General features: G+C 61.4%; 10 protein-coding genes. 7 read left to right on the top strand and 3 right to left on the bottom strand.

The genetic code is table 11. The annotated features are described in order from the left end of the window. Positions 1-43: 43 nt before the first annotated feature. Complete coding sequence (locus tag QQ977_RS05670) at positions 44-709, bottom strand: hypothetical protein (protein WP_285928105.1); 666 nt, start codon at positions 707-709, stop codon at positions 44-46. Between the two features lie 559 nt (positions 710-1,268). Here QQ977_RS05670 and QQ977_RS05665 point away from each other — a divergent pair. The 4 genes from QQ977_RS05665 (at position 1,269) to QQ977_RS05650 (ending at position 6,407) form a co-directional block, all read left to right on the top strand. Beyond that, positions 1,269-3,119, top strand: coding sequence for a cation:proton antiporter (locus QQ977_RS05665; RefSeq protein WP_285928104.1), 1,851 nt, complete (start codon positions 1,269-1,271; stop codon positions 3,117-3,119). Positions 3,120-3,442: 323 nt separating this feature from the next. Continuing rightward, the gene (locus QQ977_RS05660; RefSeq protein ID WP_285928103.1) at positions 3,443-4,468 is read left to right on the top strand and encodes a sulfurtransferase; all 1,026 of its coding nucleotides are present in this window, start codon (positions 3,443-3,445) and stop codon (positions 4,466-4,468) included. 68 nt (positions 4,469-4,536) lie between these two features. Continuing rightward, the gene (locus QQ977_RS05655) at positions 4,537-5,013 is read left to right on the top strand and encodes a DUF2299 family protein (RefSeq protein WP_285928101.1); all 477 of its coding nucleotides are present in this window, start codon (positions 4,537-4,539) and stop codon (positions 5,011-5,013) included. Positions 5,014-5,186: 173 nt separating this feature from the next. Continuing rightward, on the top strand, positions 5,187-6,407 hold the full coding sequence (locus QQ977_RS05650) for an MFS transporter (RefSeq protein WP_285928100.1): 1,221 nt from the start codon (positions 5,187-5,189) through the stop codon (positions 6,405-6,407). A 43-nt stretch (positions 6,408-6,450) separates the two neighbouring features. On the opposite strand, the gene QQ977_RS05645 is transcribed toward QQ977_RS05650, so the two are convergent. Beyond that, complete coding sequence (locus QQ977_RS05645) at positions 6,451-7,155, bottom strand: DUF5828 family protein (protein ID WP_285928098.1); 705 nt, start codon at positions 7,153-7,155, stop codon at positions 6,451-6,453. Positions 7,156-7,368: 213 nt separating this feature from the next. Here QQ977_RS05645 and QQ977_RS05640 point away from each other — a divergent pair, with 213 nt between their 5' ends. From QQ977_RS05640 to QQ977_RS05630, 3 genes are read left to right on the top strand one after another with little or no spacing between them, the layout of a single operon-like run. Further along, positions 7,369-9,138 (top strand): 4Fe-4S dicluster domain-containing protein, encoded by a 1,770-nt coding sequence (locus tag QQ977_RS05640; protein WP_345783355.1) that lies wholly within the window; start codon positions 7,369-7,371, stop codon positions 9,136-9,138. A 49-nt stretch (positions 9,139-9,187) separates the two neighbouring features. After that, the gene (locus tag QQ977_RS05635; RefSeq protein ID WP_285928094.1) at positions 9,188-12,214 is read left to right on the top strand and encodes a molybdopterin dinucleotide binding domain-containing protein; all 3,027 of its coding nucleotides are present in this window, start codon (positions 9,188-9,190) and stop codon (positions 12,212-12,214) included. Beyond that, entirely contained in the window at positions 12,214-13,422 is a 1,209-nt protein-coding gene (locus QQ977_RS05630; protein WP_285928092.1) for an Mrp/NBP35 family ATP-binding protein, read from the top strand. Before QQ977_RS05635 ends, QQ977_RS05630 begins: the two co-directional genes overlap by 1 nt. Before the next feature lie 337 nt (positions 13,423-13,759). Here the strand turns inward: QQ977_RS05630 and QQ977_RS05625 are convergent, their stop codons facing one another. Next, complete coding sequence (locus tag QQ977_RS05625) at positions 13,760-14,950, bottom strand: inorganic phosphate transporter (protein WP_285928091.1); 1,191 nt, start codon at positions 14,948-14,950, stop codon at positions 13,760-13,762. Positions 14,951-15,783: the final 833 nt, after the last annotated feature.

The following is a 15,783-nucleotide window of genomic DNA, read 5'->3' as shown; positions in this document are numbered from 1 at the left end:
ATCCGTCGACCGCACGACGTCTACTACTATCGGGCAGCACTGATCAAATCGCGGAGACGTCCTCGCCGTCGCGGAGCTCGAGTCGGACGTCCCCGCCGCTACGACTGAAATCGAGTCGCTCGACACCGACGCTCGGTTCGTGTTCCGCCCGCAACTCGCCGGCTGCGACGTCGAAGACGTAGACTCGGCGGTCAGGGTCAGACGTTCCGGCTGCAGCGTAGCTACCGTCGGCGGTGATTGCACAGTCCGTGACGGCCGCGTTGACGTAGTGCGTCAGGACGACCTCGCCGTCGAGGTCGAACACCGCGAGTTTGCCGGCGTCTCCATCGGGACCAAGCGCCTCGAGGACGGCGATGTGACCGGTGTCGGCGATAGCAGCTGCTACCGGCTGCTCGGTGGTCACGCTGAACCGGCGGTCGGCCTCCCTGAAGACGAACGCGCGACACTCGTCCGTGCCGGTCCCGCATCCGTACGCGACCGTCCACGTCTCATTCGGCGAGCGTACAACGGTACACGAGAAGCGATCGTCCCCGTACTCGATCGTTCGCGTGTTCCCGTGATCCCGGGAGTCGCTCGTCGAGTTTCCGTCGGACTCGAGCGTTCTCGCGGTCGATTCGGCCGCGTTCGCCAGCGTTCGCCGTCGCCACAGATAGAGGACGCCTGGAACGATGGCGAGATCCAGACGAGTGCACCACCGATGTAGGCCCACCGATGTGTCGGCCAGTCGGTGTGCCGTCGAACCGTCCGGCTGTCCAGGTAGATCGCGATCGGCAGACCGAGCCAGGAACCGAGCACGAGGAGTCCGCCGACCGCCTCGGGTACGACATTGATACCGGCGACGACGACTACCGATAACAGTGAGCACTAGCGGCCTGTGAGAGAACATTCGGGAGCAACGGCAGAGATATCGACCGGATGTCTAGACGTCGCTCTCCGATATTCGTAGTCGCGTATTCGGACGAAGGCAACCGTCGGAGTGAAGTGAAACATTTTGCAACCCAATCGCGGCATAGAGCCATTATACCACCATTTTCTTTCGGTTGTATTTGAAATTACAAACTACTGCCGGCGGATGTTCGGGTAACGTGTTTTTATCCACGGTAGTCATATCATAAGCATAGCTTTCGAATGTTATATTTTCCATTCGACGTCATCGTCGCGTGTCGGGAGGTTGCATCTGGAGAGACGAGCGGGACGCTATCGTTCGAGACCGAAATATATGGGAACAAGGTGAAGTATATGGGTTCCGGCTCGGATTGTGACTACTGATGCTCCTCGCCGCCGTTGCGCTCATCTTGGCACTCGGAGTCGGTTCGCGGGTCCTCGCGGACCGGCTGCGGATTCCGAGCGTGCTGTTTCTGATTCTCGCAGGCATCCTGATCGGGCCCGAGGGAATCGGCATCGTTTCACGGGCGACGTTCGGTGACGGGCTGACGGCTATCGTCGGTGTCTGTGTCGCGATTATTCTTTTCGAAGGAGGCTATCACTTACGTCTCGAGAAACTTCGAGAGAGCCCGTCGGCGATGATCCGACTCGTCACCGTCGGCGCGGTCGTCACCTGGCTCGGAACTGCCGTTGCAGTTATCACGTTTCTCGAGACGAGTCTCGAGGTCGGGTTGCTCGTCGGGGCGTTGTTGATCGCGACCGGGCCGACGGTGGTCGGACCGATCCTGCAGGTCGTTACCGTTCGCGATCACGTCGCCTCCCTCCTCGAGGGTGAAGGCATCATCAACGACGTGACGGCGGCGATTCTCGTCGTCGTCGTCTTCGAAGTGCTCGTTGCCGGCAACGGCGGCTGGGCGCTGTTGGTCGTTGACTTCCTCCAGCGGCTCCTCCTCGGACTGGCGGTCGGAGCACTCGTCGCCGGCAGCGTGTGGCTGTTGCTCACCCGTAGCAATCTCACGCCGAGTGACGGACCGCTTCACGCGCGGTTGGTCGTCCTCGCCGGGGTCATCGTCGCCTACGGGAGTGCGGAGCTGATCGCGAGCGAGACGGGGATCGCCGCCGCTGCGATGGCCGGGTTCGCCCTGGGAAACGTCGACCTTCCCCACCACGAAGCGGTCATCGACTTCCTGGACGACCTCTCGGTCGTCGTCCTCTCGTTTATCTTCGTCGCGCTGGCGGCCCTGATCGACTTCGACGACATCCGCACACTGGGGCTCGCCGGACTCGCCATCGTGGTCGCAGTTACGCTGGTGCTTCGGCCGGCAGTGATCTACCTTTCGACGACTGACGAGCGATTCACGACCAGAGAGCAACTGTTTCTCAGCGCGGTCGGCCCCCGTGGCATCATCCCGGCGAGCGTCGCGACGCTGTTTGCCGTCGAGCTGGAGGCGCTCGGCCGGCCCCAGGAGGCCCAGCTACTCGCCGGAACCGTCTTCCTGATCATCTTCGCGACGGTCGTCCTCCAGGCCGGCCTCGCACGACAGATCGCAAACTACCTCGAGGTATCACCAATGCACACGATAATCGTCGGCGGGGGGCGAGTCGGCCTCTCGCTCGCGGAACGCCTCGAACAGGATGGAGAGAACGTACTCATCGTCGACCCCGATCCAGACGCCGTCGAAGAAGCACGCAACCGTGGCTTCCGGACCGTCAAGGGCGACGGTACCGACGCCGACGTCTTAGAACGTGCCGACGCCGGGGACGCGAAGACGGTCATCGCCGTGTCGCCGGACGACGACGTCAACCTGCTGGTCTGTCAGCTCGCGAAGACGTCGTTCGGCGTCTCCACGCTCGCCTCGCGGGTCAACCAACCCGACAACGTCGAGGCGTTCGAATCACTGGGAGTTCGCGCGATCGATCTCTCGATGGCGACCGCCTGGTCGCTCGAGAACGTCTTAGAGCGTCCCTCGCTGTCGGCCTGGATGAACGAACTCGGGCGGACCGGGGACGTCCAGGAGATCGAAGTGACCGCCTCGGATCTGGTCGGAAAGACGATCTCCGAGGTCAACGCTGAGATTCCCGACGGCTGTATCGTCGGGCTCGTAACCCGTGAAAGCGGCGAAACGGAAGTCCCGACGGGCGATCACGAGCTCCGTCCGTGCGATCGGGTTACCTTCATCGGACAGGTTGACGCGGTCGATCGAGCCGTGAAACGGTTCCATCCACACGATTGATAGCAATCTCATCCTATCAATTCAGTTATTGTCTCCCAGAAATATCAGATTCGCATCGAGTCCAGGTACGAGGATCGCCGATCAGGCGCGACAGCGCCGTCTAATTATCCGGACATCCAGCGCAATACGTTCAGTAACCGATCACGCTTATTGGTAACTCCCGTCAGAAAATTTTGACAAGAGTATTAAGGACGTGTGTGAATACGTATCAACAGCCCCCGACGATGAACTCCAAAAAGTCGAGCGATCAGGTCAGGGAAACCCTCGAGGACTTGCCCCCGAGTTCGAAGCTCATATACCAGACGTTGGCGAGAAACGGCCCCATGACGCTGCATTCGCTAAGCGAGGAGACACTACTGTCGTCACGGACGGCACGATCGGGTCTCGAGAAACTGCACAAAGCAGACCTCATCGAGAGCATCCCACTCGAGGAGGACAGACGAAAGAACCTCTATAGCCTGACGTCAACGGACCGGGCCAACACTCGCTCGGGCGAACAACCATCGCCGCTGGTGTCGGCGGAGTGGGTCGAGGACAACCTCGACGAGTTCGAACGCGATAATCCCGAGTTACGGCTCATCGAGGCAGACGACGAGTACGACCAGGGGCACATTCCCAGTGCCGTACAGGTAGACGTCACTGAAGATTTCAACGAGCCGGGACGACACACGCTGGTCGACAGGCCGGAGTTCGAAAACCGCATGAGCACTCGTGGGATCACGGAAAACAGTACGGTCGTCATCTACAGTACGAGACAGAACCAGCTCGCGGCGTATCTCTACTGGCTGTTCAAGTACTATCGACACACCGACGTGCGCTTGCTCGAGGGGGGGAAAGAGCGCTGGCAAGAGAACGGGGGTCAGCTCGTCGAACACGAACCGTCGACCACGAAAACGGAGTACTCCGCCCATCCGTCCAACGAGCGAATTCGAGCGTACCGACACGACATCGAAGAGGCACTCGAACAGGACGCGGCGTTGCTCGACGTCCGGACGGCCGAAGAGTTTACGGGCGAAAGCGCCTGTCCGATTCCCGACCTGCCAGAGGCGAGGAACACGGGCCGCATTCCGCAGACGATCCACCTCGAGTGGACATCGGTGCTCGACGACAGCGGCGAGTTCAAAGAGCGAAGTCAGCTCGAAGACATATTTCATGAAAAGGACATATACCCACACGATAGAGTGATTGCATACTGTCACGTCGGCTGGCGGTCGGCGTTGATCTGGTTCGTTCTCTCGGAGCTGCTCAACTATCCGGACGTCTCTAACTACGACGGGTCGTGGATCGAGTGGGGGAATCTGGTCGATGCGCCGATCAAAGGCGGATCAGACCTGAGCGAATCGACGTGAGAACGCGATCGGTCGAGGCGGGCTCCGACATCCTCCACTCTTATATACCGTCGTTCAGTAGTCTGCCCATGGCCGATCGGATTACCGAAGACACGATCCGGGGTTGGATCGACAACGAACTCGTCGAATCGGTGGATACGATGCCCGATCCCGAGGCGGACGTCAATCTACTCGTCGAGATGTCCAACATCATGATCCACATCATTTACAGGGAACCGGGCGGACCGATCCTGATCGGACAGGAGATCGAGTACGACGATCAGATCCAATCGCGGATCCAGGGACTGTCCGAATCGGATCGGGGCGAGCTCGTCAGTCGCGTTCGCGAAACTCTCACGACCGTTCCCGTCATCTACGGCTTTACCGACGAAACCGGAGCGAACGTGCACTTTGCGGAGATGCAACGGATCTTCCTCGAGTGTCGTATCTACCCAGACAGCATCAGTCAACAGACCGTAATGGCGCGTCTCGTCGACGTCTGGAAGGCGATGCGGTATCTCGACGATCTCGTGACGGTTATGGATGCTATCGAGCGGGAGAAATAACCCGAAGCGGGAGCGGAGACCGCTCGTGAGGACTCGCCGTGGCTCGATCGAAGGTGCCGGTCGACGCCCGATCCCGAGCGGAGACGCTCCGTTGCGAACCGACACGTCGTTCGACCACGACGTCTATCGCCAGCACGGTAGTCGGGCTCAGGTGGACGAACGGTTCGCATAGGATGGCCGAAACTACCGCCTCGGGCGTCCGCCAACGAGGGCAACGCCTCTGGCGTACGCTCTGGAACGACGGCCAGGGGTGGATCCTTCTCACCGTCTCGCTTGGCTGGGCGCTTACGATCGGTACCCGGATCGTCTATCCGGCGTTGCTCCCGGAGATCCGCCTCGAGTTCGCGTTCGGATACACGACGGCGGGCGTGCTCGTCGGACTCGTCTGGGCGGCGTACGGGATCACGCAGTTTCCGGGCGGACTGTTGGCGGACGTGACGACCGAACGAACGGCTCTCGTCGCCGGAACGGCGCTCACCGCGGTCGGAATCTGTGCGGTGATCGTCTCGCCGCTTTTCGGGTTGCTCGTCCTCGCGACGTTCGTGATGGGAGCCGGGACGGGGATCTACGGTACGAGCCGGGTCACCGTTCTCTCGAATGCGTATCCCGACAACGATTCGACGGCGATCGGCGTGAGCCAGGCGGCAGGAAACGTCGGTAATGCCGTCTTTCCCGTCGTCGCCGGAGTCTCGAGCGCGTACGTTGGCTGGCGACTCGGCCTCGGGTTTCTCGCACCGCTTCTCGTCGTCGTCACCGTCGGGCTGTGGCTGACGATACCCGCCACGGCCTCGCCTCGACCATCCTCGAGTCCGGCTCGCGAGCTAGTCGCCAGAGCCGGCGGTGCTCTCACCAGCCCGCCCGTCTACGTCGGGACGGGGCTGCTTCTCGCGTTGATGGTCGTCTACCAGAGCCTCACCGGATTCCTCCCGACGTACCTGGTCGACTCGAAAGGCGCCTCCTCGAGCGAAGCGGCCGCGGTCTACGGCGGATTTTTCGCAGTGGCAGTGCTCGCACAGCTCGTGGCCGGACTCCTCGCTGACAGGATCGGTGTCCGAACGACCATCGGTGTATTCGCGTCGCTGAGCTTGCCGGGATTCGCGATGATGCTCGTGGCAGACGGGCTCGGAGCTGTCCTGCTCGGCGTCGCATTTCTCAGTGCGTTGTTGGGCTGTTTTCCGCCGGCACACTCGTATCTGGTGAACGCCTTTCCGTCGTCGATTCAGGGTACCGGATACGGCGTCGTTCGGACTGTGTACATCGGCTTTGGCGCGGTCGGCCCAGTGGCCACTGGGCTGGTGGTTGATATCGGCTCGTTTTCGGCTGCGTTTCTCGCGTTGGGCGCGCTCTCGGCCGTGATTGTCGTGGTCGGATACGCCCTGCCATCAACGGTGTGACTGGGCCGGGTCGTGACGTCGGTAGAACAACTCTGCGTCGCTCTCAGTTTCGCGTCGGCCGCGAGGGGTCGTCGAACTCCGGCGGCGGTTCGGCCCCCTCAATGACCTCGGCGCTATCGGTGTCTTTCTCGACTTCGACGTGCCAGCGGTCGATCTCGTCGTCGAACACAGCGAGCGCATCGGATACCTCCGACTTCAGCTCGTCGTCGTTGATGTTCACCTCGAACACGAACTCGTCACCGTTGCCGCGACTCGTCTGCTGGATGTTTGCGCTGACGAGCTCGTTATCGAAGTAGTACGGCGACATCTGTGTCATCACGCGCTGGTAGACCGTGTCCTCGAACCGTCGGACTGCTTTCCGGCCGGCGGTGTCGGCTGCCCGTCTGACGAACCCGACAGACTTCTTCCAGCCACGCACCGCCTGCTCGGTGTCGTCGTCGTCGAGTCGTTCGTACGACTCCGTGAGCTTCTCGCCGGCGGTTCGAATGTCGTCGCCGGGGCCCTTCCCGGCTTTTTCGCCTTCGCCCTCCTCAAGGTGGGCCTGCTCTGCGGTTTTTTCGTTGACGTCGGTCTCGAGACGTTCGTGGGCTTTTGGCCGCCAGTCGTCCCACTCCTCGAAGGCGGTCTCGAGGTCGGTCTCGAGGTCGGAGACGCCGACTTCAACGAGTGCCTGGGTGATGCGTTCGCCGTGTTCGACGACGTCGCCCCAGTCACCGTTGGTCTTGAATCCCGAGATGCTCTCTTCCATTCGGTTAGGGCGATGGTGGGGGATGTGATATATCTTTTGCTGGCACGCCAGCTGTGAGAGAGGCGACGTTACCAGCGTGCTCGCACCGGCTGTCGACGTCGACGATCGATCACCATCGGGACGCGGCATCGAAAGCCACTCGAGCACACAGCTCGACGCAATTTGTCGCGTGGTATGTTGTGCAACGTTCGCAAGCGTTAAGGTACGTCAACAATGAGATGCAGCCACGCCAACGAGGTGAGCACTATCACAAACTACGGATTTGTCATCGATAACCGTCGATGTATCGGTTGTCATGCATGTACTGTTGCATGCAAGGCCGAGCACGACGATCCAATCGGGGTCAACAAGACCTGGGTGAAATACATCGAGAAGGGCGAGTTCCCGAACACGAATCGGAACTTCTCGGTGATTCGTTGTAACCACTGTGCCGACTCCCCGTGTACCGACGTCTGTCCCGTCACCGCACTCTGGGAGCGGGAAGACGGGATCGTCGACTTCGATACGGAACGGTGTATCGGCTGTAAAGCCTGTATGCAGGGTTGTCCCTACGACGCATTGTACATCGATCCGGAGACGTCGACCGCAGCGAAGTGTAACTACTGTTCCCACCGCGTCGATTCCGGTCGGGAGCCTGCGTGTGTGACCGTCTGTCCGGAGGATGCGATCATCGCTGGGGACCTGGAAAACCCCGAGACCGAGATCTCGGAGGTCAAGTCCCGACAGGAGACACAGGCACGCAAGCCAGAGAAAGGTACCGAGCCAAACCTGTCCTACGTCAACGGGGACGAAGGCAGCATCACCCCGGGGACGACCGCCAGGGAAGAACACTACATGTGGAGCGACGCGCCATCCGACATCGAAGTCGAGGGTGGCAAACGCGAGGATTTCGACATCGAGAAAGCGGCGAAGTCGCTTGCCGAATCCGACGTCACCTTCTCTCGTAGCGGATCGGCAGGCTCTGACGACTCGAAAGTCGAAGCCGACGCGCGTGCCGACGGTGGCTGTAACAGCGCCAACTGTGGCTGCAACGACGACGCGTCGTTCGCCTCCGACGGCGGCGTCGCTACCGGAAGCAGTGGCCGGATGGAAGAGGCCTACGAACTGCTCCACGAGGAAGCTAAACGCGTCTACGACGTCGGCGAGGACCACTACGCGTCCTGGGGCTGGGAGGTGTACTCCTACACCTGGACGAAGTCGATCTCCGCCGGCGCGTTGTTGCTGCCGGCGTTGCTCATGCTCGGTGGGATCATCGAGACCAGTATCACGCTAATGGGCGTGAGCGCGCTCGTCAGCGGCGTCTTCCTCGGACTGACCGGGATTCTCCTCATCCTCGACCTGGATCAGCCCCAGCGGTTCCACTGGGTGTTGTTACGCCCGAACTGGAACTCCTGGCTGGTGAAAGGAGCCTACATCATCAGCGCTGCCGGCGCATGGATCGGTCTGCTCGTCGTCGGCTGGCTACTCGAGGTCCAGGCGGTCGTCCACCCGGTCTCGCTCGGAATCAGCGCCATCCTCGGAGCGGCGACTGCAGTCTACACCGCATTCCTGCTTAGCCAATCGAAGGGACGTGACCTCTGGCAGAGCCCGGCCATGCCGCTTCACATCTTCGTGCAGGCGGTCGTCGCCGGCGCGGCAACGACCGGCATCATGGGCCTGGTCGCGTTCGATCAACTCGTCGGCCCGTCCGCGATGGCACTCGCCGCCGGACTGGTCGCTCACGTCGTGTTGATCGCCTCAGAGATCTTTACGCCACACCAGACCGAGGACGCCGAGGAGGCAGCGGCCCGGATCACGAAAGGACGCTTCAAGACCGCGTTCTGGCTCGGCGGTATCGTCGTCGGTATCGTCGCCCCGCTCGCCGTGCTCGCAGTCGGTGCGAGCGCACCGCTGGTCGCAGCCGCCGGCGTGCTCGCGCTGATTGGACTGTTCGCGTTCGAGTACTGCTGGATCATCGCTCCGCAAACGATTTCGCTCGCGTAACACACGTCCAACTCAACCTTCCAACAGAAAATTTCGTCCGTATACCACTATGGGAACACAATTCGACCCAAGTACGATCGAGAAAGTGGCACAGAAGCTCGGCATCCTGTCTAACAGGACCGAAGAAACGAAAAAACAGCGCCAGCGACGCGGCGTCAACGGCGACGTCGACCCGATTGCCAAGGAGGGCCATCTCGGCTCCTACCCCGGCCCCGACCAGTGGAACAACTGGACTGAGTACGACGAGACGGGCGAACCCCGTGACTACTCGCTGGTGCCGACGGCCTGTTTCAACTGCGAGGCCGGCTGTGGGCTGTTGACCTACATCGACAAGGAGACCGGCGAGATCCGCAAGATCGAGGGCAACCCCGAACACCCCGGCAGCCGGGGTAAAAACTGCGCGAAGGGACCGGCGACGATCAACCAGCTCGAAGACACCGGCCGGATCCTCCACCCGCTCAAGCGCGACGGGCCGCGCGGAAGTGGCCAGTGGACCCAGGTGTCCTGGGACGAGGCCCTAGACGACATCGCAAGCGAGATGCGCGAGACCATCGAGGACGGCCGCGAAAACGAAATTACCTACCACGTCGGTCGTCCAGGCCACGAAGACTACATGGACCGGGTGATCAACGCGTGGGGACTCGACGGTCACAACTCCCACACCAACATCTGCAGCTCGGGTGCCCGTACGGGCTATGCGCTCTGGCACAAGTACGATCGCCCGAGCGGTGACTTCGCCAACGCCGAGTTCATCCTGTTGCTGTCGGCTCACCTCGAGTCGGGCCACTACTTCAACCCGCACGCCCAGCGGATCATGGAGGGAATGCAGGATGGCGGACAGCTGGCGGTGATGGATCCGCGGCTGTCGAATACGGCAGCGATGTCCGACTACTGGCTGCCGACCCAACCCGGCAGCGAGGCCGCCGGCTTGCTCTCGATGGCAAGGACCATCCTCGACGAGGATCTCTACGACGCCGAGTTCGTCCGGAACTGGGTCAACTGGGAGCAGTTCCTCGACGAGAAGTATCCCGACGTCGGTCACGACTTCGATGCGTACATCGACCTCCTGCGAGAGGACGTCTACGCCGACTTCACGCCGAAGTACGCGGAAGCCGAAACCGGCGTCGACGCCGAGAAGATCCAGACGGTCGCACGAAAGATCGGTCGCGCCGGCGACCGGTTCGCGAGTCACATCTGGCGCTCGGCAGCGTCGGGCAACGAAGGCGGCTGGCAGGTCTCTCGGACGCTTCACTTCCTGTCCGTGCTGACCGGCAGCGTCGGCACGAAAGGAGGAACCTCGCCGAACGCCTGGCACGCCTACGATCCCGAACTGCCCAACGAGCCACCGCGGCAGAAACTCTGGGACGAGCTCCAGCTGCCCCAGGAGTGGCCCTTCGCCCACTACGAGCTCAGCCAGCTGCTGCCGTACTTCCTCAAGGAGGGCCGCGGAGAGCTCTCGGTGTACTTCACGCGGGTGTTCAACCCCGTCTACACCTACCCCGACGGCTTCTCCTGGATCGAGGCACTGACCGACGAGGACAAGGTCGGCATGCACGTCGCGCTCACCCCGACGTGGAACGAGACGGCCTACTTCGCCGACTACGTCCTGCCGATGGGTCATTCGCCGGAACGCCACGACATCCAGAGCCAAGAGACCCACGCCGCCACGTGGGTGACCTACCGCCAGCCCGTCCACCGCGAGTTCGCTGAACGCGAAGGCGAAGACGTCGAGCGCACCTACGAGGCCAACCCCGGCGAGGTCTGGGAGGAAGACGAGTTCTGGATGGATCTGTCCTGGCGCGTCGACGAGGACGGCGAGCTCGGTATCCGTGAACACTTCGAGAGCCCCTACCGCGACGGCGAAGACGGCGAGCCGGCTCAGATGACGATCGACGAGTACTACCGCTACGTCTTCGAAAACGACGAGCGGCTCGTCGAGGAAGCCGAAGAGGCGGGCATGGAGCCACTCGAGTACATGAAACACTACGGGGCGTTCGAAGCCTCGACGAACGAGTACGAGATCCACGAGGAGACACTCGACGAGTCGATCCTCGAGGAAGACGACGTCTACGTCGACGACTACGGAACGATCCGCCGCGGCGAGAAACCGGACACCTACTCCGAGATGGACGGCTCGGACATGCTGGGCGTGATGGTCGACGGCGAGCCCAAACGTGGGTTCCCGACGCCGACGGGCAAACAGCAGTTCTACTCGAAGACGATGGCCGAGTGGGGCCTCGACGATCCCGAGTACACGCTGCCACACTACATCAAATCCCACGTCCACCCCGACGAGATCGACTACGAGAACGGCGAGCGGGTGCTGGTGCCGACGTTCCGGCTGCCGACACAGATCCACTCCCGATCGTCGAACTCGAAATATCTCGAGGAGATCTCGCATAAGAACCCGGTGTGGATACACACCGACGACGCCGCACGGATGGGCGTCGAGACGGGCGATCTCGTCCGGGTGGTCACCGAGATCGGCTACTTCGTCAACGAGGTGTGGGTGACGGAGTCGATCAAACCCGGAATCGTGGCAATGAGCCACCACATGGGCCAGTGGAAGATAAACCGTGACGACAACCGCGATATCGAAGAAGGTGGCGATCCGTACGGCAAGGTCACCGTTGACCTCGACTCGGAGAATAGCCAGTGGGGACTGCGACAGGCCGAAGGCATCAAGCCGTTCGAGAGCACCGATCCGGACAGCGAACGGGTCTGGTGGAACGACGGCGGTGTCGCCCAGAACCTGACCCACGCGCCACATCCGGACCCGATCTCGGGGATGCACTGCTGGCACCAGAAGGTGACCGTCCGACCGGCCGAAGGAGACGACCACTACGGCGACGTCTACGTCGACACCGACCGCGCGTTCGAGATCTACCGCGAGTGGGTCGACAAGACCGAACCGGCACCGGGACCGAACAACCTCCGGCGGCCGAAGTGGCTCAAGCGACCGTTCTCACCCCCAACCGGGGACGGCGAGGACGACGCCTGGTACGCCGACGGCCCGATCGGGCGATCCGAGCGATGGGACGTCGACTCCCGTAGCCCGGTTCACGACGACGACTGATGATCGACGAGACGACTCCCGCGGAAAACGACGACGTCGAAGCTGCGATCCAGGCAGCAGGCGTCGGACGGGACGCGCTGACGGACGATCTCGTCGCGCTCGAGGCGATCGGACCGGTCACCGTCGCCGGCGACGGCGATGTGGCGACGATTCCGGTGACAATCCCGGTCCCGTCCGCCGAGCTACGGGAGTCGCTCGAACGTGAACTCAACGCCGCGGTCACGAACCGTACCGAGATCGATACCGTCGAGGTCGACTGGCAGCCCGACCCCGTCGACCCGGGGACAGAGGCCGACATTATCCCGGACGTGACACACGTCATCGCTGTCGGAAGCTCCAAAGGCGGCGTCGGAAAGAGTTCGGTCGCGGTCAACCTCGCGGCGGCGCTCGCAGACGCCGGTGCTGACGTCGGGCTACTCGATGCCGACGTCTACGGACCGAACGCGCCGACGATGCTTGGACTGTCCGAGCGAGCGCCCGAGCCGACGCTCGACGACCAGATGGTCCCGCAGGAGGCCTACGGGATCAACGTGATGAGCATGGGTTTCGTCACGGAGGAAGACGACCCGGTCATCTGGCGGGGCCCGCTCGTGACCGATTTCATCAAACAGCTGTTCGACGACGTCGAGTGGGGATCACTCGATTACCTGTTCGTCGACCTCCCACCCGGCACCGGGGACGCACACCTTGCGCTCGTCCAGTCGCTTCCGGTCACCGGCGCGGTCATCGTCACGACGCCACAGGACGTCGCCGTTGCAGACGCAAAGCGTGCGCTCGAGGGCTTCGTCGACTACGACGTCCCGATCCTGGGGATCGTCGAGAACATGAGCACGTTCGCGTGTGACGACTGTGGCACCGTCCACGACATCTTCGGAACGGGCGGTGGAGAGAGGCTGGCAGGCGAGTTCGACGTGCCCGTGCTCGGTCAGATCCCGATCGATTCGGAGCTAGGAACGGTCGAACAGGACGGAGCGGGCGCTCCTGGGATCGACATTCCGCTACTCGGTCGGCTGCAGCTGCCCCAAACCGAGCGCGAACGCCGGCAACAGGAGACCGTCGCGCCGATCGCGATTAGAGACGACGGCGGCCAGGCCCGGCATGCGTTCCGGAGACTCGCAGGACGTACTGCCGGACGCATCAACGCCGCTGCAACGCTGCTCGAGAGCAGTAACAGTCAGCCTCGAGCGAGCGATCAGGTAACCGAGTAATCTGCGGTCGCGTCTCATTCTTCTGCTTGGCCGAATCCGGCAGGAAGATCGAACCGATCCGCATTCATCGTTCAGCTGTTCGCTTACGAGCTCATGACTCTATGAACGGAGCCTGGCGTGGATGCGGCCGTTCAGCGTGTGTCGGACCGGTCTGACACACGACGTGTTTGCGTATTTATGACCGATAGTATCAGACACACACCACGGGGTGTGTCACTCGGTGGGTACGCGATGCAGACTCGATCGAAGACGACGCGACCAAACCGAACCATCTTTCGACGTCGAGGCGTCGATACGGTACATCAGAGGCGAGAAGGCCTCACGTCGGCGGCGTTCGTTACAGCGCTTCGATCGCCATTTCGACGCCCATGAACGCGACGTAACCGACCACCAGCGAGAAGATGATCGATCCAATCCAGATCACGGTCGTGTAGAACAACTTCTCCCGGCTCACGCCGCTGCCACCGGCGGCGTATCCGGTTCCGACGATGGCACTGATGAAAATCTCGTTGAACGACATCGGGATGCCGAAGAAGACGCCGAGTTGAGCGATCACGAACGAGGGGATGAGCACGCCGATCGATCGATCCGGACCGAGCATCGCGTAGTCCTGCGAGAGCGCTTTGATCATTCGCGGGGCGAGCATCCACGAGCCCGCAAGAATGCCCACGCCGCCGAAAAGAAGGATGGCGGTGATCGGGACGGTCCCCCAGACGTCGTCTGCAAGCGGCAACAGGGGACCGACGGCGAGACCGACTTTGCCGGCACCAGCGGTGAACGCGACTAACCCACCGAGTGCCAACAGAAAGCGCCGTTGCGTACGGAACGGGTGGCGACCGAACGCCCTCGCCGTGTACAGCGCCATCACGGCGGCGACGACGACCGTGAACGCTACCTCGGCAACGAACGCACCGTCCGCGAGGGTGGCGGCTGCGGTATCGGCAATGGATGCCTCTTCGCCGGACGATCCGAGCAGCAGAAACTCCATGTGGACGACGATTACCGCGACGAACGCGACGAACACCGGAAGTATCCGTTGGTTCGACACGCGATCGCTTAGGAGGAGCTTCGTGAACACGTACGACGGTGGGGCGACCATGACCGGCGTCAACAGCCAGTAAAGCCCGATCTCGGTGTACTCTCCCCAGGCGGGCTCGCCACCCATCGCCAGTCCGACGCCGACGACGCTTCCCGTGATCGCAAACGCGGTCGCGATGGGATATCCCTTGAACACCCCCGCACCGATGTAAAACGCCGCGATAACGAGCGCCAGCGTCGCTGCGATCGGTGACAGCGTAACGCCCTGGATGAGCCCTTCGCCGACCGTTTCGGTCACTGCTGCACCCTGCAACACTGCGCCGGCAAACCCGAGCGTCCCGACGATAAACGCAGCACGCATGGTCGTGAGCGCGTTCGCCCCGACGGCCGGTGCGAACGGCGTCGCACCCGAAGAGCTGGCGCCGATCGTCCAGGCAGCGAAGAGACTCGCGGCGGCAGCAAAGACGAGTAAGATGGTAACGGCGACCATTGTTACGCCCCCAATCTTTCGGACATGTTATTGTTTTGTTGATACATAAGATGTTCAGACAGTTTTGGTCTTACACGAACAGTTGAACCGGTCGACGGGCCACATTGTATCAGATATCGCCCAGTTTTTATCCCGAGCGGCGAGTTCAACCGTACGAAACGGTCGGATACGACGGACGATCGGAATGCCGGAGTTGCTACCACCTGTTCGATAGTATCAGCTTTTTCGAGTGTAATGTTAGCTGAATGTATCTGGTCCGGAATGTCAGCTCCAAGACCGCCGCCACGTAACCGAGTATCGGTCTGCATTTGCAGCCGTCCGGGGTCACGGAGCATGTGGTTCATTATCATCGACAGCGTTACTCGTGCTGAGAGAAAGAACGTTCATAAACCTGTTGGTCAGAACGGACGACAGCGTGCCGACATGCCGACCTCCACGGCCCCGTTTCGTTCGCGTCGTTACAGTACGTGACGTCGAAGAAATATCATATATCACATATCAATGCATGCACGATCGGACGGTTCGGTATTGGTTGATTGATGACTAGAACAGCATTATGGCACTGTCTGGATAAGGGAAGCCGCAAGACGTGGAAACGATGAAGGGATGACGAAACCTGTATCATTGTCATCTATCCTCTGATACAAGAGGGGCTCGACCGACGAATGGCGACGATTCGACTACTTCAGCACACTTCTCACTATGAATGAGTATCATATTCTTCATGATTGATGCCGCTACAGCCTCTGAAACGTCGATATACGCCAGAAGTGATTAGCTAGACAGTGACATTACTATCGATGCATCCGTTCGACGATGGATGGTGATGTATT

The sequence above is a fragment of the Natrialbaceae archaeon AArc-T1-2 genome (assembly GCF_030273315.1).
In the GTDB taxonomy this organism is placed as follows: Archaea; Halobacteriota; Halobacteria; order Halobacteriales; family Natrialbaceae; genus Tc-Br11-E2g1.
This window is presented reverse-complemented; position numbering and strand designations above follow the sequence as displayed.

Excerpts from the sequence above, each read along its gene's own strand:
- QQ977_RS05665 (WP_285928104.1), top strand. The coding sequence starts at position 1,269 with ATGCTCCTCGCCGCCGTTGCGCTCATCTTGGCACTCGGAGTCGGTTCG.
- QQ977_RS05660 (WP_285928103.1), top strand. The coding sequence starts at position 3,443 with ATGACGCTGCATTCGCTAAGCGAGGAGACACTACTGTCGTCACGGACG.
- QQ977_RS05655 (WP_285928101.1), top strand. The coding sequence starts at position 4,537 with ATGGCCGATCGGATTACCGAAGACACGATCCGGGGTTGGATCGACAAC.
- QQ977_RS05650 (WP_285928100.1), top strand. The coding sequence starts at position 5,187 with ATGGCCGAAACTACCGCCTCGGGCGTCCGCCAACGAGGGCAACGCCTC.
- QQ977_RS05645 (WP_285928098.1), bottom strand. The coding sequence starts at position 7,155 with ATGGAAGAGAGCATCTCGGGATTCAAGACCAACGGTGACTGGGGCGAC.
- QQ977_RS05640 (WP_345783355.1), top strand. The coding sequence starts at position 7,369 with ATGAGATGCAGCCACGCCAACGAGGTGAGCACTATCACAAACTACGGA.
- QQ977_RS05635 (WP_285928094.1), top strand. The coding sequence starts at position 9,188 with ATGGGAACACAATTCGACCCAAGTACGATCGAGAAAGTGGCACAGAAG.
- QQ977_RS05630 (WP_285928092.1), top strand. The coding sequence starts at position 12,214 with ATGATCGACGAGACGACTCCCGCGGAAAACGACGACGTCGAAGCTGCG.
- QQ977_RS05625 (WP_285928091.1), bottom strand. The coding sequence starts at position 14,950 with ATGGTCGCCGTTACCATCTTACTCGTCTTTGCTGCCGCCGCGAGTCTC.